General features: G+C 58.0%; 20 protein-coding genes. All 20 read right to left on the bottom strand.

Going from position 1 to position 18,746, the window contains the following annotated elements:
- Positions 1 to 5: 5 nt before the first annotated feature.
- Positions 6 to 572, bottom strand: a complete 567-nt coding sequence (locus tag BN77_RS07530; RefSeq protein WP_007530143.1) for a rod-binding protein — start codon at positions 570 to 572, stop codon at positions 6 to 8.
- A 31-nt stretch (positions 573 to 603) separates the two neighbouring features.
- A complete protein-coding gene (locus BN77_RS07525; protein ID WP_007530141.1) occupies positions 604 to 1,017 on the bottom strand; it encodes a hypothetical protein in 414 nt (137 codons plus the stop codon).
- Between the two features lie 3 nt (positions 1,018 to 1,020).
- Positions 1,021 to 1,773 carry a flagellar biosynthetic protein FliR gene (gene fliR / locus BN77_RS07520; RefSeq protein ID WP_007530138.1) on the bottom strand — a complete coding sequence of 251 codons (753 nt, stop codon included), beginning with the start codon at positions 1,771 to 1,773 and terminating at the stop codon, positions 1,021 to 1,023.
- Positions 1,770 to 3,857 (bottom strand): flagellar biosynthesis protein FlhA, encoded by a 2,088-nt coding sequence (gene flhA, locus BN77_RS07515; protein WP_007530136.1) that lies wholly within the window; start codon positions 3,855 to 3,857, stop codon positions 1,770 to 1,772. The genes fliR and flhA overlap by 4 nt, the downstream gene beginning before the upstream one ends.
- 88 nt (positions 3,858 to 3,945) lie before the next feature.
- The gene (gene fliQ, locus BN77_RS07510; protein ID WP_007530134.1) at positions 3,946 to 4,212 is read right to left on the bottom strand and encodes a flagellar biosynthesis protein FliQ; all 267 of its coding nucleotides are present in this window, start codon (positions 4,210 to 4,212) and stop codon (positions 3,946 to 3,948) included.
- Between the two features lie 63 nt (positions 4,213 to 4,275).
- Positions 4,276 to 4,704 carry a flagellar hook assembly protein FlgD gene (flgD, locus tag BN77_RS07505; protein ID WP_007530132.1) on the bottom strand — a complete coding sequence of 143 codons (429 nt, stop codon included), beginning with the start codon at positions 4,702 to 4,704 and terminating at the stop codon, positions 4,276 to 4,278.
- Positions 4,695 to 5,144 (bottom strand): flagellar biosynthesis repressor FlbT, encoded by a 450-nt coding sequence (flbT, locus tag BN77_RS07500; protein ID WP_007530130.1) that lies wholly within the window; start codon positions 5,142 to 5,144, stop codon positions 4,695 to 4,697. The genes flgD and flbT overlap by 10 nt, the downstream gene beginning before the upstream one ends.
- Entirely contained in the window at positions 5,141 to 5,488 is a 348-nt protein-coding gene (flaF, locus tag BN77_RS07495) for a flagellar biosynthesis regulator FlaF (protein ID WP_007530128.1), read from the bottom strand. Before flaF ends, flbT begins: the two co-directional genes overlap by 4 nt.
- Before the next feature lie 36 nt (positions 5,489 to 5,524).
- Positions 5,525 to 6,646, bottom strand: a complete 1,122-nt coding sequence (locus tag BN77_RS07490) for a flagellar hook-associated family protein (RefSeq protein ID WP_081593531.1) — start codon at positions 6,644 to 6,646, stop codon at positions 5,525 to 5,527.
- A gap of 3 nt (positions 6,647 to 6,649) precedes the next feature.
- Complete coding sequence (gene flgK / locus BN77_RS07485) at positions 6,650 to 8,140, bottom strand: flagellar hook-associated protein FlgK (RefSeq protein WP_007530123.1); 1,491 nt, start codon at positions 8,138 to 8,140, stop codon at positions 6,650 to 6,652.
- Positions 8,141 to 8,158: 18 nt separating this feature from the next.
- Entirely contained in the window at positions 8,159 to 9,457 is a 1,299-nt protein-coding gene (locus BN77_RS07480) for a flagellar hook protein FlgE (protein WP_007530121.1), read from the bottom strand.
- 127 nt (positions 9,458 to 9,584) lie between these two features.
- Positions 9,585 to 10,256: a transcriptional activator Rem gene (gene rem / locus BN77_RS07475; RefSeq protein WP_007530119.1), complete on the bottom strand. Its 672-nt coding sequence runs from the start codon at positions 10,254 to 10,256 to the stop codon at positions 9,585 to 9,587.
- A 283-nt stretch (positions 10,257 to 10,539) separates the two neighbouring features.
- Positions 10,540 to 11,103, bottom strand: coding sequence for a transglycosylase SLT domain-containing protein (locus BN77_RS07470; RefSeq protein ID WP_040676854.1), 564 nt, complete (start codon positions 11,101 to 11,103; stop codon positions 10,540 to 10,542).
- On the bottom strand, positions 11,045 to 12,454 hold the full coding sequence (locus BN77_RS07465) for a flagellar hook-length control protein FliK (RefSeq protein WP_007530114.1): 1,410 nt from the start codon (positions 12,452 to 12,454) through the stop codon (positions 11,045 to 11,047). The genes BN77_RS07470 and BN77_RS07465 overlap by 59 nt, the downstream gene beginning before the upstream one ends.
- A 1-nt stretch (position 12,455) precedes the next feature.
- Positions 12,456 to 13,763, bottom strand: coding sequence for a chemotaxis protein MotC (gene motC / locus BN77_RS07460; protein WP_007530113.1), 1,308 nt, complete (start codon positions 13,761 to 13,763; stop codon positions 12,456 to 12,458).
- A 3-nt stretch (positions 13,764 to 13,766) separates the two neighbouring features.
- The gene (locus tag BN77_RS07455; RefSeq protein ID WP_007530111.1) at positions 13,767 to 15,065 is read right to left on the bottom strand and encodes a MotB family protein; all 1,299 of its coding nucleotides are present in this window, start codon (positions 15,063 to 15,065) and stop codon (positions 13,767 to 13,769) included.
- Positions 15,065 to 15,697 (bottom strand): hypothetical protein, encoded by a 633-nt coding sequence (locus BN77_RS07450; RefSeq protein ID WP_007530109.1) that lies wholly within the window; start codon positions 15,695 to 15,697, stop codon positions 15,065 to 15,067. The genes BN77_RS07455 and BN77_RS07450 overlap by 1 nt, the downstream gene beginning before the upstream one ends.
- 165 nt (positions 15,698 to 15,862) lie before the next feature.
- Positions 15,863 to 16,828, bottom strand: a complete 966-nt coding sequence (locus tag BN77_RS07445) for a flagellin N-terminal helical domain-containing protein (protein WP_007530107.1) — start codon at positions 16,826 to 16,828, stop codon at positions 15,863 to 15,865.
- Between the two features lie 262 nt (positions 16,829 to 17,090).
- On the bottom strand, positions 17,091 to 17,999 hold the full coding sequence (locus tag BN77_RS07440; protein ID WP_007530105.1) for a flagellin N-terminal helical domain-containing protein: 909 nt from the start codon (positions 17,997 to 17,999) through the stop codon (positions 17,091 to 17,093).
- Between the two features lie 257 nt (positions 18,000 to 18,256).
- On the bottom strand, positions 18,257 to 18,746 hold a 490-nt coding region (locus tag BN77_RS07435), incomplete at its 5' end, for a flagellin (protein ID WP_280109929.1).

The following is an 18,746-nucleotide window of genomic DNA, read 5'->3' as shown; positions in this document are numbered from 1 at the left end:
TTCTCTCAGGCGTCATGGGCGGATTTGTTGTCCGCAGTTGGTGTACCGAATGTCTTGCGCTGGAATTCGTCGATCATGCTCATCGCCATATTGCGATCGTCCTGATCAGTGGAGGCGTTGGCGACCTTGCCTTCCTGCTTCTTCAGCGCATCGTGATAGAGCTGCTTGGCAATGCCGATGCCCTCGCCCTTCGAAATCTCGCTGCCGAGCTGCTCGGCCATCATGCCTTTCCAGATGTCACCAGTGGCGCCCTTGCCGTACACATCTTCGCTGTCATTCGGCAGCATGTTTTTGATGAAATTCTGCAGAACCATCGCCTCAAACTTGCGGTAAGTTTCGGGCACCTCTTCTGTCTTGATGCTGCGGTTCTTGCTGTCGCTCAGACCGGTCTTGCCGACGGCGCGATCGAGAATATCGACGGCCGACGTGAAGCCCTTGCCGGCCTCGGCGAGACTGTTGGCGGCAAAAGCGGCCTGGTTTGCCTTCAGTTTGTCCTGGGCCGCCTGGACCTCGAGCGGGTCTGCAGCTTTGACAACATCCAGGACCAGATCACTCGGAGGTGAAATAGCCAAGTCACAATCCTCTTGCTTAAGATTGTGACGATTATGATTTTTGAAGCTTGCTGGAGGCTGGCGTCCCGAACTTTTGATCGATGAGATCATAGACTGCGTTGTCGTCTGCTTCCCGGCGTTCAGACTCGAGCGCCTCGCGCATACCCTCTTCCAGCCGGTCGCCCTTGGCACGCTCCTGAACAACGCGCATTTCGTGAATCTGCTGCATGCCGGTCAGCTGCTTGTCCTTGATGCCGAGCCGGTTGAAACGATCCGCATAGCCCTGCGAAAAGGCGTGATGGACCGGGTCCATGGAACCAAGCGCCAGGATGACGCTGTCCATCTGCTCGTTGACTTCCACCCGCTGACGGCTGGTTTCGGCGAGATCGAATTCGGCCATCTGTTCCAGATGACGTTGAACCGCCACGAGGCGTTTCAGTTTCTGCGAGCGCGTCTTGTCCGCCATGGCCTACCTACCGATGAACACGCTGGCGAAGGATTGGCCGAACTGGCTCACCAGCGCTGCCACGGAGAAGTAGAAGAGGAAGAGGCCGCCGAGAAGCAGGTACGGCGTCGATATGAAGTATACCGGGATCTGCGGCGCGAGCTTGTTGATGAAGCCAATGGCAATGTTGAACATCAGGCCGTAGATCAAGAAGGGGCTGGAGAGCCGCAGCATGATCATGAATGTCGATGACAGCGTGTCGGCGAACGAGATGAGCGTACTGCGCATCTGCATGACGCCCCCGAAGGGCATCGAGGAGTAGGAATCGACCAATGCCCGGAACACGATGTGATGAAAGTCCATCATGAAGAGGATCATCATGCCGGCAAAGGTGATGAAGCCAGAAAGGCTGGTTTCGGGTGTATCTTCGAAGATATCTCCCGCGCTCGGCTGGGTGTATCCGATCATCATTGCGATGACGCTGGCTGCAAACTGCAGGCCGAGCGTATAGAGACGGGCGAGCATGCCATACATGACGCCGATTAGCGATTCGCTGAAGATGTAACCGATATAAGTGGCGTTCGATGTGTGGACGATCGGGTAGGCGGTGTCCCAAAGAACAGGCAGAATCGCAAGGGACAGGCCACCGGCAATAAAAACCCGCAATTGCGTCGGGACACGCGCAGACGAAAAGCCCGGCATTGCCAAGACGCAGCCGCCGATCCTGCAGAAGATCAGGAACAGCGCCAGGACGGTCCCTTGCGGGTCGGTTATCATGAAATCGAGCCCAGTATCTTTATCTCGATGCCCTTGGCCAACTCGACATGAGACAAGACCGGCAGCGTTGCGAACAAGCGTTCGATGATCATGCGCACATACGAGCGTGTTTCGGGTGAGGTGACAAGGGCGAATGGGAGACCGCGATCCATGAATTCACGGATAACTTTTGTGGCCTGCTCGCTGAACTCCTCCAGCATGCGCGGGTCGATGTCGAATTCGATGATCTCGCCCTTGTTGTCACGCTTCAGCGCCTGATGGAAGGCGAGGTCCCATTTGCTGCCGAGCCGCAGCACGCGAAGCACGCCGTTGTCGGCGAGGTCGCCACATAGCTGCTGGGCCATGCGAACACGAACGTGCTCGACGATCTGCTCGGTCTTGCGGACATGCGGCGCAAGTTCGGCGACGGCTTCCAGGATGAGATGCAGATTGCGGATCGACACGCGCTCGGCAAGAAGTAGCTTCAGCACGGCCTGCAGGCCGGAGTAAGACATATGCGATGAGCAGATCTCGTCAGCCAGCTTCTTATATTCCGGATCGAGCCTATCAATCAGGACCTTCACGTCCTTGTAGGACAGAAGCGCCGGCAGGTTGTTACGGATGACTTCGCTCATGTGCGTCAGCACGACGGAAACGTTGTCGATCGGCTGGAACCCTTCGCGCTTCAGGTCTTCCGCAAAGGCTTCAAGAACGGATACCGCCGGCATTCCGAAGGCTGGTTCGCGAATTTCGTCGCCCGGAACGCTTGGCTTGCGGCCGGAGCCGGTGACCACCAAAACTTCGCCCACGCGCAGCATGTTGGAAGCCACCGTCGTGCCGTGGATTCGAATATGATAGGACTTCTCGGCGATGCCGATGTCGTCGGTGACCTTGATCTCCGGAACGACAAAGCCGTATTGCGTCGCAAACTTCTTGCGCATCTTGCCGACACGGAAGGCGAGTTCCTGGTGAGCGCCGAGCAGGCGCGTTGATACCATCTTTCCGAGCGCGAGTTCGATTTCCGAGGTGCGCAACACCGACTTGACGGACTCCTTTTCGAGCTCCTTGTTCTGAACGACCTTCTTCTCTTCCTGCTCGCGGCGAGCCCTGTTCTCGGCCTCGACCTGACGAGGAATGAACCATGCGCCGAGGGCCAGAAGACCGGAAAGGAACATGAAGGGGACAAACGGCAGACCCGGCATCAGGCCGAGGATCGCCATCAGAACCGCCGATACCGAAAGCGCGCGCGGATAGCCGCTCAGCTGGTTGACGACCGCCTGTTCGGTGGAACCGACGGTGCCGCCGCGCGATACCAGAAGGCCGGCCGCGAGCGAAACGATGAGCGCCGGCATCTGTGAGACGAGGCCGTCGCCGACCGAGAGCTTGACGAAGACGTCGGCGGCTTCGGAGATCGGCATTCCATGGCGGAAGTAACCGATAATGATGCCGCCGAAAACGTTGATGCAAGTGATCAGCAAACCGGCAATCGCGTCACCGCGAACGAACTTGGATGCACCGTCCATGGCGCCGAAGAAGGAGCTTTCCTCTTCCAGTTCCTTGCGACGGCGTTGGGCTTCCTTCTCATCGATGATGCCGGCCGAAAGGTCCGCGTCAATCGACATCTGTTTGCCGGGGATCGCATCGAGTGTGAAACGAGCGCCGACTTCCGCGATACGCGTGGCGCCCTTCGTAATGACGATGAAGTTAATGGTGATCAGGATCAGGAAAACGATCAGACCAATCACAAAGTCGCCGGACATGACAAGACTTGCAAAGCCTGCAATGACGCCGCCCGCGGCATTATGCCCCTCGTTGCCGTGCGAGAGAATCACACGCGTCGTCGCGATGTTGAGCGCCAAGCGCGTCATCGTCGCGATCAGAAGGATGGTCGGGAAAGACGAGAAATCGAGCGGTTTCTGAATCCACAGTGCTACCATCAGGATTAGCACCGAGAGAGCGATTGAGAAGGCGAGCCCCATATCGATCAGGAATGGCGGGATCGGCAGAAACAGCACGCAGATGATGACGATGATGCCAAGGGCAAAACCGATATCGCGTACGCTAAGTCCGGCTTTCGGAAGGGGGAGTGCGGGTGGTTGCGCCATTTCTGTTCCGTCTCTTCATGAGAGGTGCGGGCATGATGCCCACCAATTCGGAACGAGAACTAAATGGCGAAGCTTGCGCGAAGGTGGCTCAGAAGCCCGACTGAATGCGCGAAAACACCAGATTGGTAAAAATTGAAATCTGTGACCCGACAAACGGCGCCGAGATGCCGATGGTGACGAGGACGGCCACGATCTTCGGAACGAAGGTAAGCGTTGCTTCCTGAACCTGCGTCAGCGCCTGGAACAGCGCGATGATCAGACCGACTATCATGGCTGCCCCAACCGCTGGGCCGGCGGAAACAAGGACGGTCCAGATCGCGGCCTGGAAAAGGTCAAGAGCGTCAGCTTCATTCATCGTCAGGCAACCTCATATCGCCTTGCGGTTCGCCCAACCGACCGAACCGCTTCGCAATTGCATTTAGCTCGACGTCGTCGGAGCCTTGTCAGACAGGGTGATTCCCGCCTGCACAAGAATACTCTGGCCGTCGGTTGTCGTCGCGATAATTCCGTCGGAATAAACCTTGACCGAAGCCACCGTGCCTTTCACGCTGCCATCGGCACTGGTCATGTATTTGCCGATGTAGCTGCCCGCCTGCGTCAGGCTCGAGCTCGCAAGAAGCGTATCCAGTTTGCTGTTCGTCTGAATCGTCTGCTCGACCTGCGAGAAGCTAGCAAGCTGGGACATCTGCTCACTGGCGTCCACCGGGTCCGTCGGATCCTGATTCTTCATCTGCGCGATTAGCAACTGAAGGAAGTTATCGTAGTTCAGCGTCGCCGACTTCTGCGCGCTTGATGGGCTCGACGACGATGATGTGCTCGACGTGCTTGAAACCCCGCTTACCGCCATGGTGCGATCTCCTTACGAATCTGCTCGACCATTGTCGGCGGCATTTCGTGGTTGTTGAGGATGCTGTCTTCGATCGAGTAGAGACCACGTATCGCTTTCAAGGCGTCGAATGCACGCCCGGTCGAGACGAGACCATCGATACGCTTTAGCTCGGCAAGCACCTCCTCGTTCCGGAAGCAGGTCAGCAGCATCGTGATCGACTTGCGGAACATCGCCGTCGACTGCTCCTTGCCCTCGGGATTGATCAGGATCATCTGCGCAATGAAGTAGAGCTGGCGCAGCGGCGTTGTTGCGTCTTCGGGTTGAAGAACGTGGTTTTCGAGAAGGAAGGTTACATCATTCAGGAATTCAAGCGCGACCTTCCGGTCAACGCGCAAAACCGCACCATTGATGAAGATCTTTTCCCCGGCTTTTAGCGAGATACGAAGTGTGCTTTTCATTTTAGTCCATCCCTGATGATGGTGGTAACGTCGATAATGCCTTGGTAATTCGTCGACTGCCTGCGCCTGATCCGATCGCACTCCTTCAAGATCCAGATGGCGATGGAGATGAGGTTGGCACGCAGCTGGATTTCAAGCTGATTATCCGGATGCTTGAGATCCTCGATGAAACTCACCCAAACACGCCGGGTGTAGAACAATGCATCAATGGCTTCCCGGCTGTATTTCTCTTTGTCCCGTGCAATCGACAGCAGCTCGATGGACCGGTCGAGAACTTGACGCTCCCGCTCCTTCGCATCGGCCACCGAGTCCTCCATGATCTCGGAGTAAGAGAACTGATACATTCATGCATCCTTCTTTGTCTTTCATACCCTTGATCATCAAAGGTAATTCACGAGACTCAACTGCTGGATTTTCGATACGATCGTATAAGCGGTCTCCAGCTGGGTCTGGAGAGTGTTGACCAACGTTGACGCTTCCGACGTATCCACGCCCTGGAGATCAACGAGCTTGTTTTGAATGATGCTTGATTGCGCATCGAGGGCATCGTTGGCCTTCTCGACGCGCTCCTGCGAAAGGCCGAGCTGGCTGGCCTGCGTGACAATGCCCGTGGTCGCCTGGGCGGCGTAGCCGATCGCCTTCTTGGTGACCGTGCCCAAGGCATCTGCACCTAGGCCCTGGCCGGCCAGGGCCGAAACCGTAATCGAAGCCAGGGCGAAGTAGCGCATGCCATCCGAGTTGGAATTGGTCGAGGACGTTACGACTTCCGAGTTGCTGATACGGCTCGTCATGTTCTGGTTGGACGCGCTGGACCAGTCGCTCCAAGCGGGTGGCGTCACATAGGCTGCGGGCGCAACCGGCGTGGGTGCTCCCGGAGGCGGGAAGGCGATCGGCGTCGACGTGCCATTGAACGTGTCCTGCGAGAACATCGGCTCAACGAAGTTCGTGATGAAGGTTTCCATCTCAGTGCCCGTCAGCGAGCTCACGGTCTTGCCGAGACCACTCGCATAGGCTTCCAGGTTCGTCTGGATTGCGGTCGTTGCAACACTCGACTGGTCGGTCATCGGTTGAACGTCGGTATTAATGCCAGAGAACAGGTATTCGCCGTTGAGCATCGAATTACCCGTATCCATCAGCTGCGACAGCGCATCGCCCGCCGACTGCCTGGCAACCGTAATGCTGGTCGTATCCTGGCTGCCCTGAAGCGCAGTCAGTTTCGAGACGAGGGCATCACCCGCAGTCTTCATGCTATCAAGGCCGAGCTGCGAAGCCTCGAGGCGTGCGGAAACAACAGAATTGCTGCCCTTGAGAGCTGCTATACGGCTGACTTCAGTTGTGAAATTCACGCTCTTGGCCGCGCCCGAACCCAGGGAGGCGCCGATATCGGCGTAAACACCGGTCGTTGCTTCGAGAGACGAGCTGACCAACTGCTTCTGCGACTGGCGGATGGTCAATCGCATTGCATTCTGAATGGCAGAGCTAGAAATAAATGAACTCTTCATGGCTTAACTCGCTATGTCCAGCAATGACTTCAACATTTCGTCGACGGCATTCAGGATCTTCGTGCCCGCCTTGTAGGACTGCTCAATGTCGAGCAGCAGCGTCAGTTCTTCGTCGAGATTGACGCCGGTCTCATTCGAATAAGCTTCCGTCGAACGCGAGAGAGCCGCCGAAGTATTCTCGGACGCGGTTGTCGCGTCGCTTCGATACTGCTCAAGCCATCCGATCGAATTCGAAGCGTAATCCATGATGCTGACGTTGGACGAGAGGCCTGCGTTCGACGAGAAGGTCTGAGCCGTGCCCATCTCCGTGTAGAGCGCGTCCAGATTGTCGGAAAAGCCAGTTTTGCCCGTCGGATTAAGGTTTGTGACGCCGGAGATTGATCCATCGCGCAACTTCATCGGGTCGCCCGACAAGCCAGTTGCTGGGTTGATCACCCCGGTTTGAACATTGATGTTGACTGAGATGGTTGCGGAAATCCCGTCGATTACGCCAGTCGTCGTCGGCACACCCCCGGGGGCGCCGGTCGAGGTCTTCCAGACGAACAGACCGGGCGCCGTCGTCGCAGGCGTAGCCCCGTCGCTTTCGGAGAACATAGACACAAGTGACTTTGCGATTTCATCCAGTTGAGACTGAAATTTCGGCGCAATGTCATCACGGACCTGAAGAAGCGCCTGGAGGCTTCCCTGGGCCGATGTCGTCGACCCGGTGCCCATCGCAAGCTGGACGCCGTCGATATAAACGCCGTTGCCCTTGGTCTGTGCGGTGTAGGTGTCCTGCGCAACGAAGGTCACGGTGCGCGGTATCGTGTCGAAAACGACGGTTCCGTCGGTCGTGTAAAGCGCCATGTCGCCGTTTTCACGATCAACCGCGTTGACCCCCACGATCGAGGAAATCTGCTTCAGGAGTTTCTCGCGCTCGTCCAGCGCATCGGCTGGATTGCCGCCGGTCGCCGTCTCGCTCTTGACCGCGTCGTTGGCGGTCTTGAACTGGGCGAGGAGCGTATTGAGCGTTGAGACCTTTGTCGCAATGTCCTTATCCGCACTCTGGCGAACTGCCTGAACGGATTTCGATGCGCTGTTCAGTGAATTCGCCACATCCTGCGCCGCGGTGACTGCGCTTTGCGCTGCGATCGTGCTGCTCGGCGATGTCCGAAAAGCCTGTAGCTTTTCCTTGAAGGTGGACAGGTAGGTCGCAGGCGAGGTCTCGTAGTCGTTACCGCCCATGATCGACTTTAGGTCGGTCAGGCCGCTCAGCAACGTCTGCTGGCCGCTATCCTGCGCACTCGCCTTCAGCCACTGCTTGAGAAGGGCATCTTCCTGCGCGCGGCTGATCTTTACAACCTGCGCGCCGTTCAGCGACGTGGTGACCATCGCTTGTCGGCGCACGTAGTCGCTGTTGCTGGAGTTCGAGATATTGTTCGATACCACACTGCTTTGAGTGCCGGTGGTGTTGAATATGCTCTGTGCAGTATTCAGTGCGGAAGTGAGCGACATGGCTTATCCGAACCCTACTTATCTCTTGAGGTTGACGAGAACGTCCATGATGTCGGATCCTGTCTGAAACACCTTGGAATTGGCGGTGTAGCTGCGCTGCGACTCGATCATCTCGGTCAGTTCGCCGGCGAGGTCGACGTTCGAGCTCTCGAGCGCGCCGGATTGGATCGTGCCGAAACCGTTCGTCTGCGGGAAGCCGGTCACAGTAACACCAGACTGGCCGTTGGCGCTGTAGACGTTGCCACTCATCAGCGTCATGTTGTCGGGGCTAGCGACAGTTGCCAGCGGAATGCGGTAAATCGGTTTCGAGGTGCCGTCGGAATATTTCGCGTAGACGGTGCCATCCTTGGAGATTGTGACATCCTTTACCGGGCTGGCTGCCTGACCGTCCGGCGTACCTTTGCCGGCGAAATCGGAGGCGAGCTGCGTAAAGCCGCTGAGGTCCATGGCGATTGAACCTGTCGTGACCGGGTCGTTGATGGTAAGCGCGCCGGAACTGACCATCTTGCCGTTTGCGTCGAAGGTCAAATTCGTCGAGCCAACGAGAGCGGACGCTCCCCCGGCATAGGGAAATGATGACGTTCCACCTGTTGCCGCGTCCGCGTGTCGGAAGACCGCAACTTCCCATGTGTTCGCAACACCCGGAGCGGCGGGCGGGGGCGTGATCGCTGCCGTCTTGGTGAAGTAGAAGTCGTACTGAACCGTGTTGCCGAGCGTGTCATATCCGACCATAGACATCTGCTTGGTGTCGCTGGTAATCGGCGCCGTGTTGGAGCTTGGCAGGCCGGCTGCCGCGACGTTCGCGTTCGAATTCAGGTTGCCCGAGAACGTGCCGGTCGTCGAGGCGATCGCAGTCAGACCTGACTGGTTGACATTGATCGGAACGAGACCTGAGAATCCGTTGACAACAACGGCCGGCGCCCCGGCGTCGTAGGAATAGCCCATTAGCTTGAAGCCGGCGGAGTTGACGAGGTTGCCTTCGTCGTCCTTGGTGAAATCGCCGGCGCGGGTCAGAACCGGAACGCCATCGGGGCTCTGCACGATAAAGAAGCCATCACCAGAGATCGCCAGATCGTAGCTGGACGTCGTATAGGAAATATCGCCCTGCTCGGAAACGGACTGGCGAACGGACGTCTGGACGCCGCCCGAATTGTAGTTGCCCGAGGTCGACGGCAGAACCAGAGATGAGAAGGCCGTCGAGACGGCCTTGTAGCCCGTTGTGTTGGCGTTCGCGATGTTGTCGGAGACGGTGCTGAGGCGGTTCGCCTGGGCGTTCATGCCTGACACGGCCGTCTTCATGCTGCCAAAAATGCTCATCTGAAAACCTCGATTCCCTTAGTAGGCTTGAGAGTATTTGGCGGGCCTTGCGTGAAGCTGTCTGGGGCTGGAGCATCGTCGAGAGAATAACCGACTAGATCCAGGCAATGCGGCCCGGTCTGAAAAATCAGTTCCAATCAATGCAGTAACCAAGGAAGCGCTTCGAATCGACCGGATCGAAACCAAGCTTCTTCCGGAGCTTCTTGCGCAGCTTCGAAATGTGGCTCTCAACGACGTTTTCTTCGACTTCCTCGTCGAAAATCCCGTAGATCGCATTGAAGATCTGCGTCTTGGTGACGCGACGTCCGCGGTTTGCGATCAAATACTCCAGGATGCGGCGCTCGCGACGGGGAAGCGCAAAGACTTCGCCGTGAATCTCCGGATCACGACCGTCGGAGAACACGCGGATCGCGCCGATGTCGGTGTGGCTGGAAATCGCTTTCAGTCGGCGCCGGATGGCGGCGGCTCGGGCCAGGATTTCACGCGGATGAACCGGCTTGCGCACGACGTCGTCGACGCCGCAATCAAAAAGTGCAAGCGTGTTTTCGAGCGACGGCTGGTCGCTGACGGCAATAACTGGCGCCATGGTCCGGTCGCGAATTGCGCGCGGCAGCTCGAAATTCTGACGCCCCTGCCCGATCAGGAATGCCTCGACAGCCGCGATGTCGGAGTCCGCCGCCGTCTGAACCCATTCGCCGAATTCATTTGGATCAAACCCCGTGGAAGGGATGCCTTCCCGTCCAAAAAGTGAAGTGTAACCATCTTTCACGAGCTCACGCTCATCAACCACTACGATCATTCGTCCGCCTCCGAATCACTTGTGGTACCTCGATGCTCTATGGGTACGAATCGCGCGATTCCGGGACAAGCTGTAGGAACTCACTGGCAGAAATTAATAGTTGATTAAGAATTGAGGCGCGATTTGATCTAGATGTAGTAGCTCGCAAAAATTATGCACACAAATATTTCGTGGAAAAGTTAACGAAGAATAAAATGTGACTTGCCTTGCCACATTGGGACAGATTCTCGCCACAATATGACACATTTCTGTTTTGTTCTTTTTCCTGCCATTACTGATTGAATCAATTCAGGCAGAAGTTGCTCGCATTGGGAGTCCATTTGCCGTAGCCGGTGGCGACCAAATTGGCGATCACTCGGCAGACATACTGCTTCTGAGCGGGGTCGTTGTTCGGTCCGGCGTGATAGCGGGCGACTGCCATCGTCCATGTTTCGTGACGATCATGGAGATTGCGCAGGAACCGTGCCGCGTATTCCACATTGCGGCGGGGGTCGAACATCTCCTCCGCGGACCGGAAATTCTCCCCATGGTAGTACTGGTTAATCTGCATGCAGCCGATGTCGATGAGCTTCGCGCCTGACTTGCGCGCCACATCGATCTGCCTCAGGGCGTCTTGTTCGGAGGGTGGAAAGAAGGCCTTTCCTTCGATGTTCAGCGCGTAAGGATAGAGCGATCCCTTGCGTCCGGTTTCGGTCAGACCAACCGAATAGAGAATGCCCTCGGGGATGCCGTACTTTAGCGCCGCCGCCTGGATCTCCTGCTCACAGGCGCTATTGGAGGCCTGCGCGCTAGAGGTAGACGTCGCCAGTGCGACCGCCGCCAACGACGCTAGAAGAAGCGCTTTCAACACCGCTTTCGCCCGAGCCATTGAAGCCTCCGCCAGTTCGCTGCCCTGATTGATTTTGGCGTTCTCGCGCCTCGCCGCCTTGACCCTGCTGAGCAAACGTCTGGCCTTGGTGCTGGCTCTGCCCGCCCGTCTGATTGCTGGCGTCCGAGCGGTTGACGGGCGCCATGCTGATCGTCACATTATCGATCGCGTAGCCTTGGCTGCGCAGCGCCTCGATGATCTTGCCGTGATCTTCCTTGAGCTGACGATAGGCCGCTCCTGTCTCAACCTTCAGGTCGACGTTCAATGCGTCGCCCTGCAGTCGCATTGTGGCGGTGACCAGACCAAGGTCGATCGGGTTCATCTGGATCTTCAGCGTATTCACCACCTTGCCAGTGCTCGTCCACTCAGCCGCGTTCGACAGGGCAGATGTCGGCTGCATGGCGTGGGCCCACTCCGGGTCGCCTGAGATCGCGGCCGTCACCGCAGCAGAATTGGTGTTCTGTGCGAGCCCGATGTAGCGGCGCGAATCCATAACGGAGACGGTTTCGATGTTGCCCTTCCCGCCGAAATCGGCGGCATCCTTGTCGATGCCAAGGTGCATGTCCATCGGCTGACCGCTGCCGTCGGCGCGGCGCAGCCGGAATGTCGCGGGGTCAATATCGCCTTCGACCTCTGTGCCTGGCACCTGGGTGTCGGCAGCCGTATCGATGCCAGCGCGAGCTGCGTCAGCAGACGTTTCGTCCTTGGGCTTGATACTCAAACCGGACTTTTCTTTCGGATCAGCCGTTTCCCTGCCGTCAGCCTGTTGGCTTGTGGCAGCTAATGCAGCGAACGCTGCCGCCGCCGATCCGTCGGTCGGCACCTGCTTCAAGAGGTTCAGCACGTCTGAGAGGGTGTCATCGCCTTCCGCACCCTTCTTGACCTCGGTCACCCCGGCGCCTTCGTCCTTAGCCGGCCTGGTGACCTTGACCGCATGTGCCGTCGCTTCATCCTCCAGCCTATCGGCAAGGTCCGTCGTCTCGGCGGCATCAGCCTGCTTGCCTTTGCCCTTCGGGTCACGCTCAGCCTTTTTGGTCTCCTTGTCGGCCGACCCAGTCGTCTTTTCCTTCATCTCCGTCTGCGCAGCCAAGGAGGTGCTGCCGAGATCGATCATCGCCTTCGTGCGCGCGTGAGGCGACGTGGTGGAAGCGCTGCCGTTGCCAGAATGCTGACTGGTCGTGGGCTGCTCGGCCGGGTTTCCGCCAGCGTTGTTTAACACATCGAAGAACCCGCCTGCATTCGCATCGCCGCTGCCCGTCGGACGGCCGGTGCCGACCGCGGAGGCAGCCCCTGCTCCGGACGCTCCCCCCGAAACGCTGATGTCCATCATCTCAATTACTTTCTTTGCTCAAGAGGCCGTCGATCGCATCAAGCTGCGATCGGCTTGACGTCACGAATGCGCTGAATGACGGGTCGGCGCCCTGCTGTCCCCCAACATTGGATGGTGGCGGTGCAGCCGCGTCTCCGACAACAGGACCTGGAACGGGATTTGGTATCTCTCCCTGCTCCGCTTCCGGTGAGCCCGCTGCCTGTTCAGACGTAATTTCTTGACCATAAGATTTAGGGGTCGTCGCTTGCGTCAAGCTTGCCGGGTCCGGCGGACGAAGCACTTGTTCTGCAATGGCTTTTGCTGCCGCCCTAAGAGCCTGATCGCGTGGCGACAGCTCCTGGTCGGGAATGGATGCGATATTTCTCGCAGCCGTATCAATCTTGTCCGTCGAGATCGCCGCCATCCCGCCGTAGAAATCCGCAAGCGCGCCAAAGGCGTTGTCGGAGTCACCCGCAAGCGTCTGGGCGCGCGCCGCGGCCATGCGCGCGAGATCGCCCTTGCCGGCGATCGCAGCGGCGCGGGCGATGCGCAGATAGATCTCGCGCTGCCTCGCCTCATCGATGAAGGAGAGGATATCGACAACGTCGTCGGGCTTTACCTCATGATCATGATTGACCAGCAGCTTGACGAACAGATCCGCAAACTGACTGGCATAGGGCGAATGCAGGAAGCGGCGCACATAGCGCTGCGAATAAGCGAGTCCCTTGTCCACCATCCCGGCTTCGACGCAGATCGATACCGAGCGGCGTAGCGCCGCCTCCTCGACGATCGTGCCCGGTGCATTGAGGCGCGCCTGGTCGTACAGTTTCAACGCTTCCATCGGGCTCTTGGCGATGGTGACGTTGCCGCCGACCAGCGCAAGATAGGGGCCAATTTTCTTGTCCTCGTACTCGTTGGCGGTCTCGACAAGGCTCTTGGCCACAAGCAGGCCCTTGCCGCTCAGATACTTCCGCAACACATCGCTGACGCGATTGTCGAAGCGACCGTTCACATCGCGAGCGACAAGATATTCGAGCGTCTCGGGATTGCCGCCACTCATCGCATAGATCAGCGCTGCGTCGACGTTTCTGGCGTCGTCAAAAACCGCCGGATCGATGGTGCGCAGCCGCTGATCGATCGTACCGAGCATAAAGCGCTGCATTTCAGCGGCGGAGTGATCGCCAAGCACGACAGAATCCTGCACGAACTGCAGTGACCGCAGCATCTTGTAAGGCGCAATGTCCTCCTGATCTTCCGCCCGTGCGACGTTAGCAGAACTTGCCGCGAGGCTGAGAATCAGAAGCAGAAGATGGCGGTGGTGACGAACCATGGATTATCCCTGATCCGCCTGCAGCAATATTTCGATACGCCTGTTGGCGGCGTTGAACGGATCCGCCTGGTCTTTCAACTTGCGATCAGCAAAGCCAGAGACTTGCGATATCCGCTTTTCGTCGAGACCACCGCGAACGATCATATAGTAGGCAGCCTGGGCGCGATCCATGGACAAGCGCCAGTTCTCGTTCTCGCCCTTGTACTGACGGCCGTCCGTGTGACCGCGGATGACGATCGCGCCTGGCTTGCTCTTCAAGATCTCACCGATCTTTTCCATCGCAAGCACCATCTCTTTGCGCGGAACGGCCGATCCAATGTTGAACATGGAATCGTCGCTCTGATCGGAAATGCTGACCAGGAGGCCGCCCTCGGACGGTGTCACCGTTAAACCTTCGGCGAGCTTGCCGGCAACGCCGCTGATTTGCTGGGCAATTTCCTTTTGCAGATCCGCGGCCTGCTTCTGCTCGCCGGCCCTTTGCGCCTGGCTCTGTGGCATTTCCTTGCCCTCGGCATTTTCAGAAGCCGTTTCCACGGATGACGCAGCGTGTTGCGACTTGGTCTTTGCGGTTTCCTTAGCTTGGCTGTCCGGAGCATCGCCGGCATCGGCGGCCTTCGTCGGATCCGCCGGCGTCTCAGTTACCGCTTTGGCAACTTCCGTGGCATCAGCCGCGCCATCGGCAGGAGCGTCGCTCGAAGCCGGCCGCTTCTTGTCGGCGTGGGTCACTTCGACCTGCTTGGTCCAGAAGTCCGGATCGAACGGATCACGATAGGCCTGACCACCATCGGCGCCGGTTGCCGGACCGGAGTCGCTGGCGCCGCCCTCGCCTTTGGCGCTGACGTTTGCCTGCTGGCCGACCTCTTGCGCGATCTCGGCCAGGACCGAATAGGGATTCTCGAAGAAATCAGCTTCCGAGTAGTTGGTTTGGTCGCCGGATGTCGAGGTCTGGTCGTCGCCGTTTGCGGCCGAAGCACCCTTGGTCGGCTCGTCCTCTTTTTCTTTCGACTTGTCCTGCTTCTGGTCACCATCAGCCTGGTCGACAGGCTTCTTCAAGCCTTTTTCCGTCGGCTTCTCGTCGGCGAGTTTAATTGGATTGAAGTAAGTCGCGACCGAGGCCTTGGTTTCCTCGTTTGCGGCGTTGACCAGCCACATGACGAGAAAGAACGCCATCATGGCCGTCATGAAGTCGGCATAGGCGATCTTCCAGGCGCCACCATGAGCACCGTCGTGATCACCGCCGCCATGCCGCTTGACGATGATGATCTCGTTCTTGCCGTGGTGGTGGTTTTCGCTATCACTCATTACAGAACTTTCTTCAAGCTCGTCGCCCAGGCGGACATCCGCGTGACAAGGACGGCATCGCCAAGTTCGACTGTCAGGTCGACATCGCTCGTTTCATGATGGCGCAGAAGGCCGGCTTTCTCGCCAAGTGAGCACTGCAGCACATCAAACAGCCGGGCTGGCCCCTTGACCGTCACGGTGCCGACATCACCTTCCAGCATCGCCTCTTGAAGGATACCGGCTAGATCGACGGCGGCCTTTTGCGACAGAACGTCGGTCATGACTGGCGCCAGCGCCTTTGCGACCGTGGCGCTAACAAGCGTGGCAACCTCGCTCGCCATAGTGTCGAGCCGGGAGGCGATCAGCGCGGCGATCTCGACGTCGTATCGGTCGCGAAGTTCGTCTATCTCGCGTTGATGAACGAGGGCAACCGTCTGGGCTTCCAGTTCATACTTCTGCGTCAGCGTCGCAGTCGCCTCGGCATAGCCTTCAGCGTGAGCGCTGTGGCGCTCAGCTTCGACATCGACAGTCGGTTCGGCGGCAATGTCAGCAAGGGTGCCGAAGTCGTTGGCGAAATCATCCGCGTCCAAGGCGGGCGCGACAACGACCGGCTCGCCGAAATCCTTGAGGTATCGAGAAAGCTGCGCGCTCACCGAATCCACCCTCTCGCTGCAGAAGATTGCGACATGCCGCGCCCCATCATGAACTGACAATCCATCAAGCACAGTTTCCGCACTGCGCCCCTATATCGAAACTAGGCAGTCAAACTTGCGCGAGGATGAAGGGCAGCCCAAACGATCTCACCTGCGCCCCCGAAACTATTTTAACAGGATCAGCACTTTGCTGGCGGCGGTGTTCAGGATCGAAATCGCCTGAACGCCCATCTTCTGTTGCGTCAACAACGCTGTCTGGCGGGTCGACGCTTCGTCCATGTCGGTGTCAACGAGCGCCCCGACACCCTTGTCAATCACATCGGACATGTCCGCCGTATAGGAAATGCGATCGCTGATGCGCGCGCTCATCGTGCCGAGGCCGGCAGCCGTGGCCGTCAACTGCGACAGGAGAGAGTCGACCACGGCCAGCATGTCGGTCACTTGCTCGCTGGTGGTATTTGCGTCAAGCGCTATCTCGGTTCCACTAGCGGCCGTCGTCGAACCGGCATTCAGCAGATAGTAGTTTCGCGCCGTCGAGGTTCCGTCCGAATTAAGCGTGTTCGCGTCGACCGTCTTCGTGAGAAGGCCGCGATTGGCGTCGGTCGTGTCGATCATCACGGTCTGGTCAGCCGGATAACTGATCGTCTGCGCCTGGTACTCACCGTTCGTGCCGCGCACGAAGCCACCAATCACCGAGCGCGAGGTTGGAAGCGAGGGGTCCCTGTTTAGGAGCCAGTTTTCGCCGGCAAAGTTGGTCGACTGAACTGTCGTCTGCAACTGACCCTTCAGTTCTGTCAGGGTGGTATTGAGCTTGGTCTTGTCGACGCCCGCCTCCTTGGCCGCCACCAGGGTCTTGCGGATATCGCCCAATTGGTCAATCAGGCTTTCCATCGAGGTATAGGCGGTATCGACCTTCGATGCGCCGACGCCGAGCGCATCGTGAATGTTTTGCAGCGAATTGCTGTCTGAGCGCATCACGCTCGCATAAGACCAGTAGGTTGCATCGTCCGCGGCCGTTTCGACACGATAGCCTGAGGAAACCTGCTGCTGAACCGTTGCGACGTTCTTGTTGATGATGCGCAGCGCCGCGAGGGCGTTTACCTGTGCCGAGCCGGTAATTTTATAGGTCATTTTTCTGCTCTAAGTAGGGAAACGGGACAGGCCGGCAACCGGCAGCGACTGACTTGGCGTCATGCCCCCGGCTGGTCCCCCAAGCCGGCTTGTCGCTAAAACAAATCAACTGTTAAGCGAAGTTAACCAAGGCTGGCTGCGGGCGCAAGAGCGTCAAGATCGGTGTCGCAAGCCTCGCGCAATCTTGATTATCGCTTCAAAACAAAGAGAAAGCCGCGTTAACGGACGCGGCTTTCGATCTCAACCATACGAGTTTGAGTTATTAGCTCTTAAACAGCGTGAGAACGTTCTGAGCGCTGGAGTTTGCGATCGACAGCGACTGGATCGCCAGTTGCTGCTGTGTTTGCAATGCGGTCAACTTACTCGATTCCTCTTCCATGTCGGCGTCGACAAGGCGCCCGACGCCCGAGTCGATCGAGTCACTGAGATTGGAAACGAAGCTTTCCTGCAGGTCGATACGGGTGGAGATCGACCCAAGCTGCGATGCTGCCTTGGTGAGTGCGCTAAGGCCAGATTCTACAGTCGTCAGAGCGAGATCGATATCAGTGGAACCAAAGCTCGTGATATCCATGGCATAGATAGAGCCGACGCTGCCTGAAGAGGTACCAATAATGCCGGTCGCCGTGTCGATCGATCCTGATGTCGTCATGCCGAAAAGCACGTTGCCGTTCGAGGTATCATCAAGAACGTACTGGGTCGTCTGCACGGACACCTGGCCATTGGCGTCGCGGACGAACGAGGAGACGACGCTCTTCGTGGTATTCCCAGCGACCCAATTTTCACCGGAGAACGAGGCTGATTGCGCCACACTCAGCAATTGCTGCTGAAGCTGCCCGATCTCGTCCTGAATCTTGGTCTTGTCGACGCCCTTTTCCGTCGCTGCGACAATTTTGGCCTTGATCTCGCTGACGATATCAATGGCGCTGTCCATGGCCGAGTAAGCAGTATCGACCTTCGCAGCGCCGAGACCAAGTGCATCTGACACAGCCGAGAGGGCCTTGTTGTCGGAACGCATGGTCGTCGCAATCGACCAGTAGGCGGCGTTATCCTTGGCCTTAGCGACACGGTAACCCGACGAAACACGGTTTTGCGTGTCCTCGAGGTTGCCGTTAATGCTGCGGAGCGTCTGAAGAGCGGACATTGCCGCCACGTTGGTCAAAATGCTGGTCATGAAATTATCGCCCCTTGCTGGCTAATATTGAAAAAGGGACATTCCGGTCCGCCGCCGGGAACAGTAATCAGCGTCATGCCGCTAACCGCTTCTTAAGCTTGGTTAACATACCGTTTCGTTCATGGCAGAAAACACAAGTTTGGTTAACGGTCAGTTAACAGGCATTAAAAAAGCCGCGCTCGAGGAGCGCGGCTTTGAACGGTACCCGCCGGGTGCGCCGGCATCTCTTCTGTGGAGCGCCCGAAGGCGCCCTAATATTAGCCGCGGAACAGCTGCAGGATGTTCTGCGAAGAAGAGTTGGCGATCGACAGCGACTGGATCGCCAACGACTGCTGGGTCTGCAGAGCGGTAAGCTTGGAAGATTCTTCTTCCATGTCGGCGTCAACCAGGCGGCCGATACCGGAGTCGATCGAGTCGCTGAGCGAGGAAACGAAGTCGGTCTGGATGTCGACGCGCTGCTGAAGCGAGCCGAGCTGCGAGCCGAGCGTCGTCATGCTCGTCAGTGCGGTTTCGACGTCCGTCAGCAGGTTGTCGACGTTGGCCTGCGTCGTGCCGGCGCCGATCGTGAAGCCGTAGATCGAGCTACCCGAGCTCGCACCATTGGCGCCAAGGATGCCGCCCGTGGTCGTGCCGTCGAACAGCGTGTTGGTGGCGCCGAGCGAATAGTCGGTGGTCTTGATGGAGACCGCGCCGCCGGTGCCGCGGACGAAGGACGAAACGACGCTGACGGTGCCGCCGGCGTTGTTG

Source organism: Rhizobium mesoamericanum STM3625, assembly GCF_000312665.1.
GTDB lineage: Bacteria > Pseudomonadota > Alphaproteobacteria > Rhizobiales > Rhizobiaceae > Rhizobium > Rhizobium mesoamericanum.
The sequence above is the reverse complement of the archived record's forward strand: the minus strand, read 5'-3'. Positions and strand labels throughout refer to the sequence as shown.

Coding starts and splice junctions, on each gene's coding strand:
- BN77_RS07525 (WP_007530141.1), bottom strand. CDS start 1,017: ATGGCGGACAAGACGCGCTCGCAGAAACTGAAACGCCTCGTGGCGGTT.
- fliR (WP_007530138.1), bottom strand. CDS start 1,773: ATGATAACCGACCCGCAAGGGACCGTCCTGGCGCTGTTCCTGATCTTC.
- flhA (WP_007530136.1), bottom strand. CDS start 3,857: ATGGCGCAACCACCCGCACTCCCCCTTCCGAAAGCCGGACTTAGCGTA.
- fliQ (WP_007530134.1), bottom strand. CDS start 4,212: ATGAATGAAGCTGACGCTCTTGACCTTTTCCAGGCCGCGATCTGGACC.
- flgD (WP_007530132.1), bottom strand. CDS start 4,704: ATGGCGGTAAGCGGGGTTTCAAGCACGTCGAGCACATCATCGTCGTCG.
- flbT (WP_007530130.1), bottom strand. CDS start 5,144: ATGAAAAGCACACTTCGTATCTCGCTAAAAGCCGGGGAAAAGATCTTC.
- flaF (WP_007530128.1), bottom strand. CDS start 5,488: ATGTATCAGTTCTCTTACTCCGAGATCATGGAGGACTCGGTGGCCGAT.
- BN77_RS07490 (WP_081593531.1), bottom strand. CDS start 6,646: ATGAAGAGTTCATTTATTTCTAGCTCTGCCATTCAGAATGCAATGCGA.
- flgK (WP_007530123.1), bottom strand. CDS start 8,140: ATGTCGCTCACTTCCGCACTGAATACTGCACAGAGCATATTCAACACC.
- BN77_RS07480 (WP_007530121.1), bottom strand. CDS start 9,457: ATGAGCATTTTTGGCAGCATGAAGACGGCCGTGTCAGGCATGAACGCC.
- rem (WP_007530119.1), bottom strand. CDS start 10,256: ATGATCGTAGTGGTTGATGAGCGTGAGCTCGTGAAAGATGGTTACACT.
- BN77_RS07465 (WP_007530114.1), bottom strand. CDS start 12,454: ATGATGGACATCAGCGTTTCGGGGGGAGCGTCCGGAGCAGGGGCTGCC.
- motC (WP_007530113.1), bottom strand. CDS start 13,763: ATGGTTCGTCACCACCGCCATCTTCTGCTTCTGATTCTCAGCCTCGCG.
- BN77_RS07455 (WP_007530111.1), bottom strand. CDS start 15,065: ATGAGTGATAGCGAAAACCACCACCACGGCAAGAACGAGATCATCATC.
- BN77_RS07445 (WP_007530107.1), bottom strand. CDS start 16,828: ATGACCTATAAAATTACCGGCTCGGCACAGGTAAACGCCCTCGCGGCG.
- BN77_RS07440 (WP_007530105.1), bottom strand. CDS start 17,999: ATGACCAGCATTTTGACCAACGTGGCGGCAATGTCCGCTCTTCAGACG.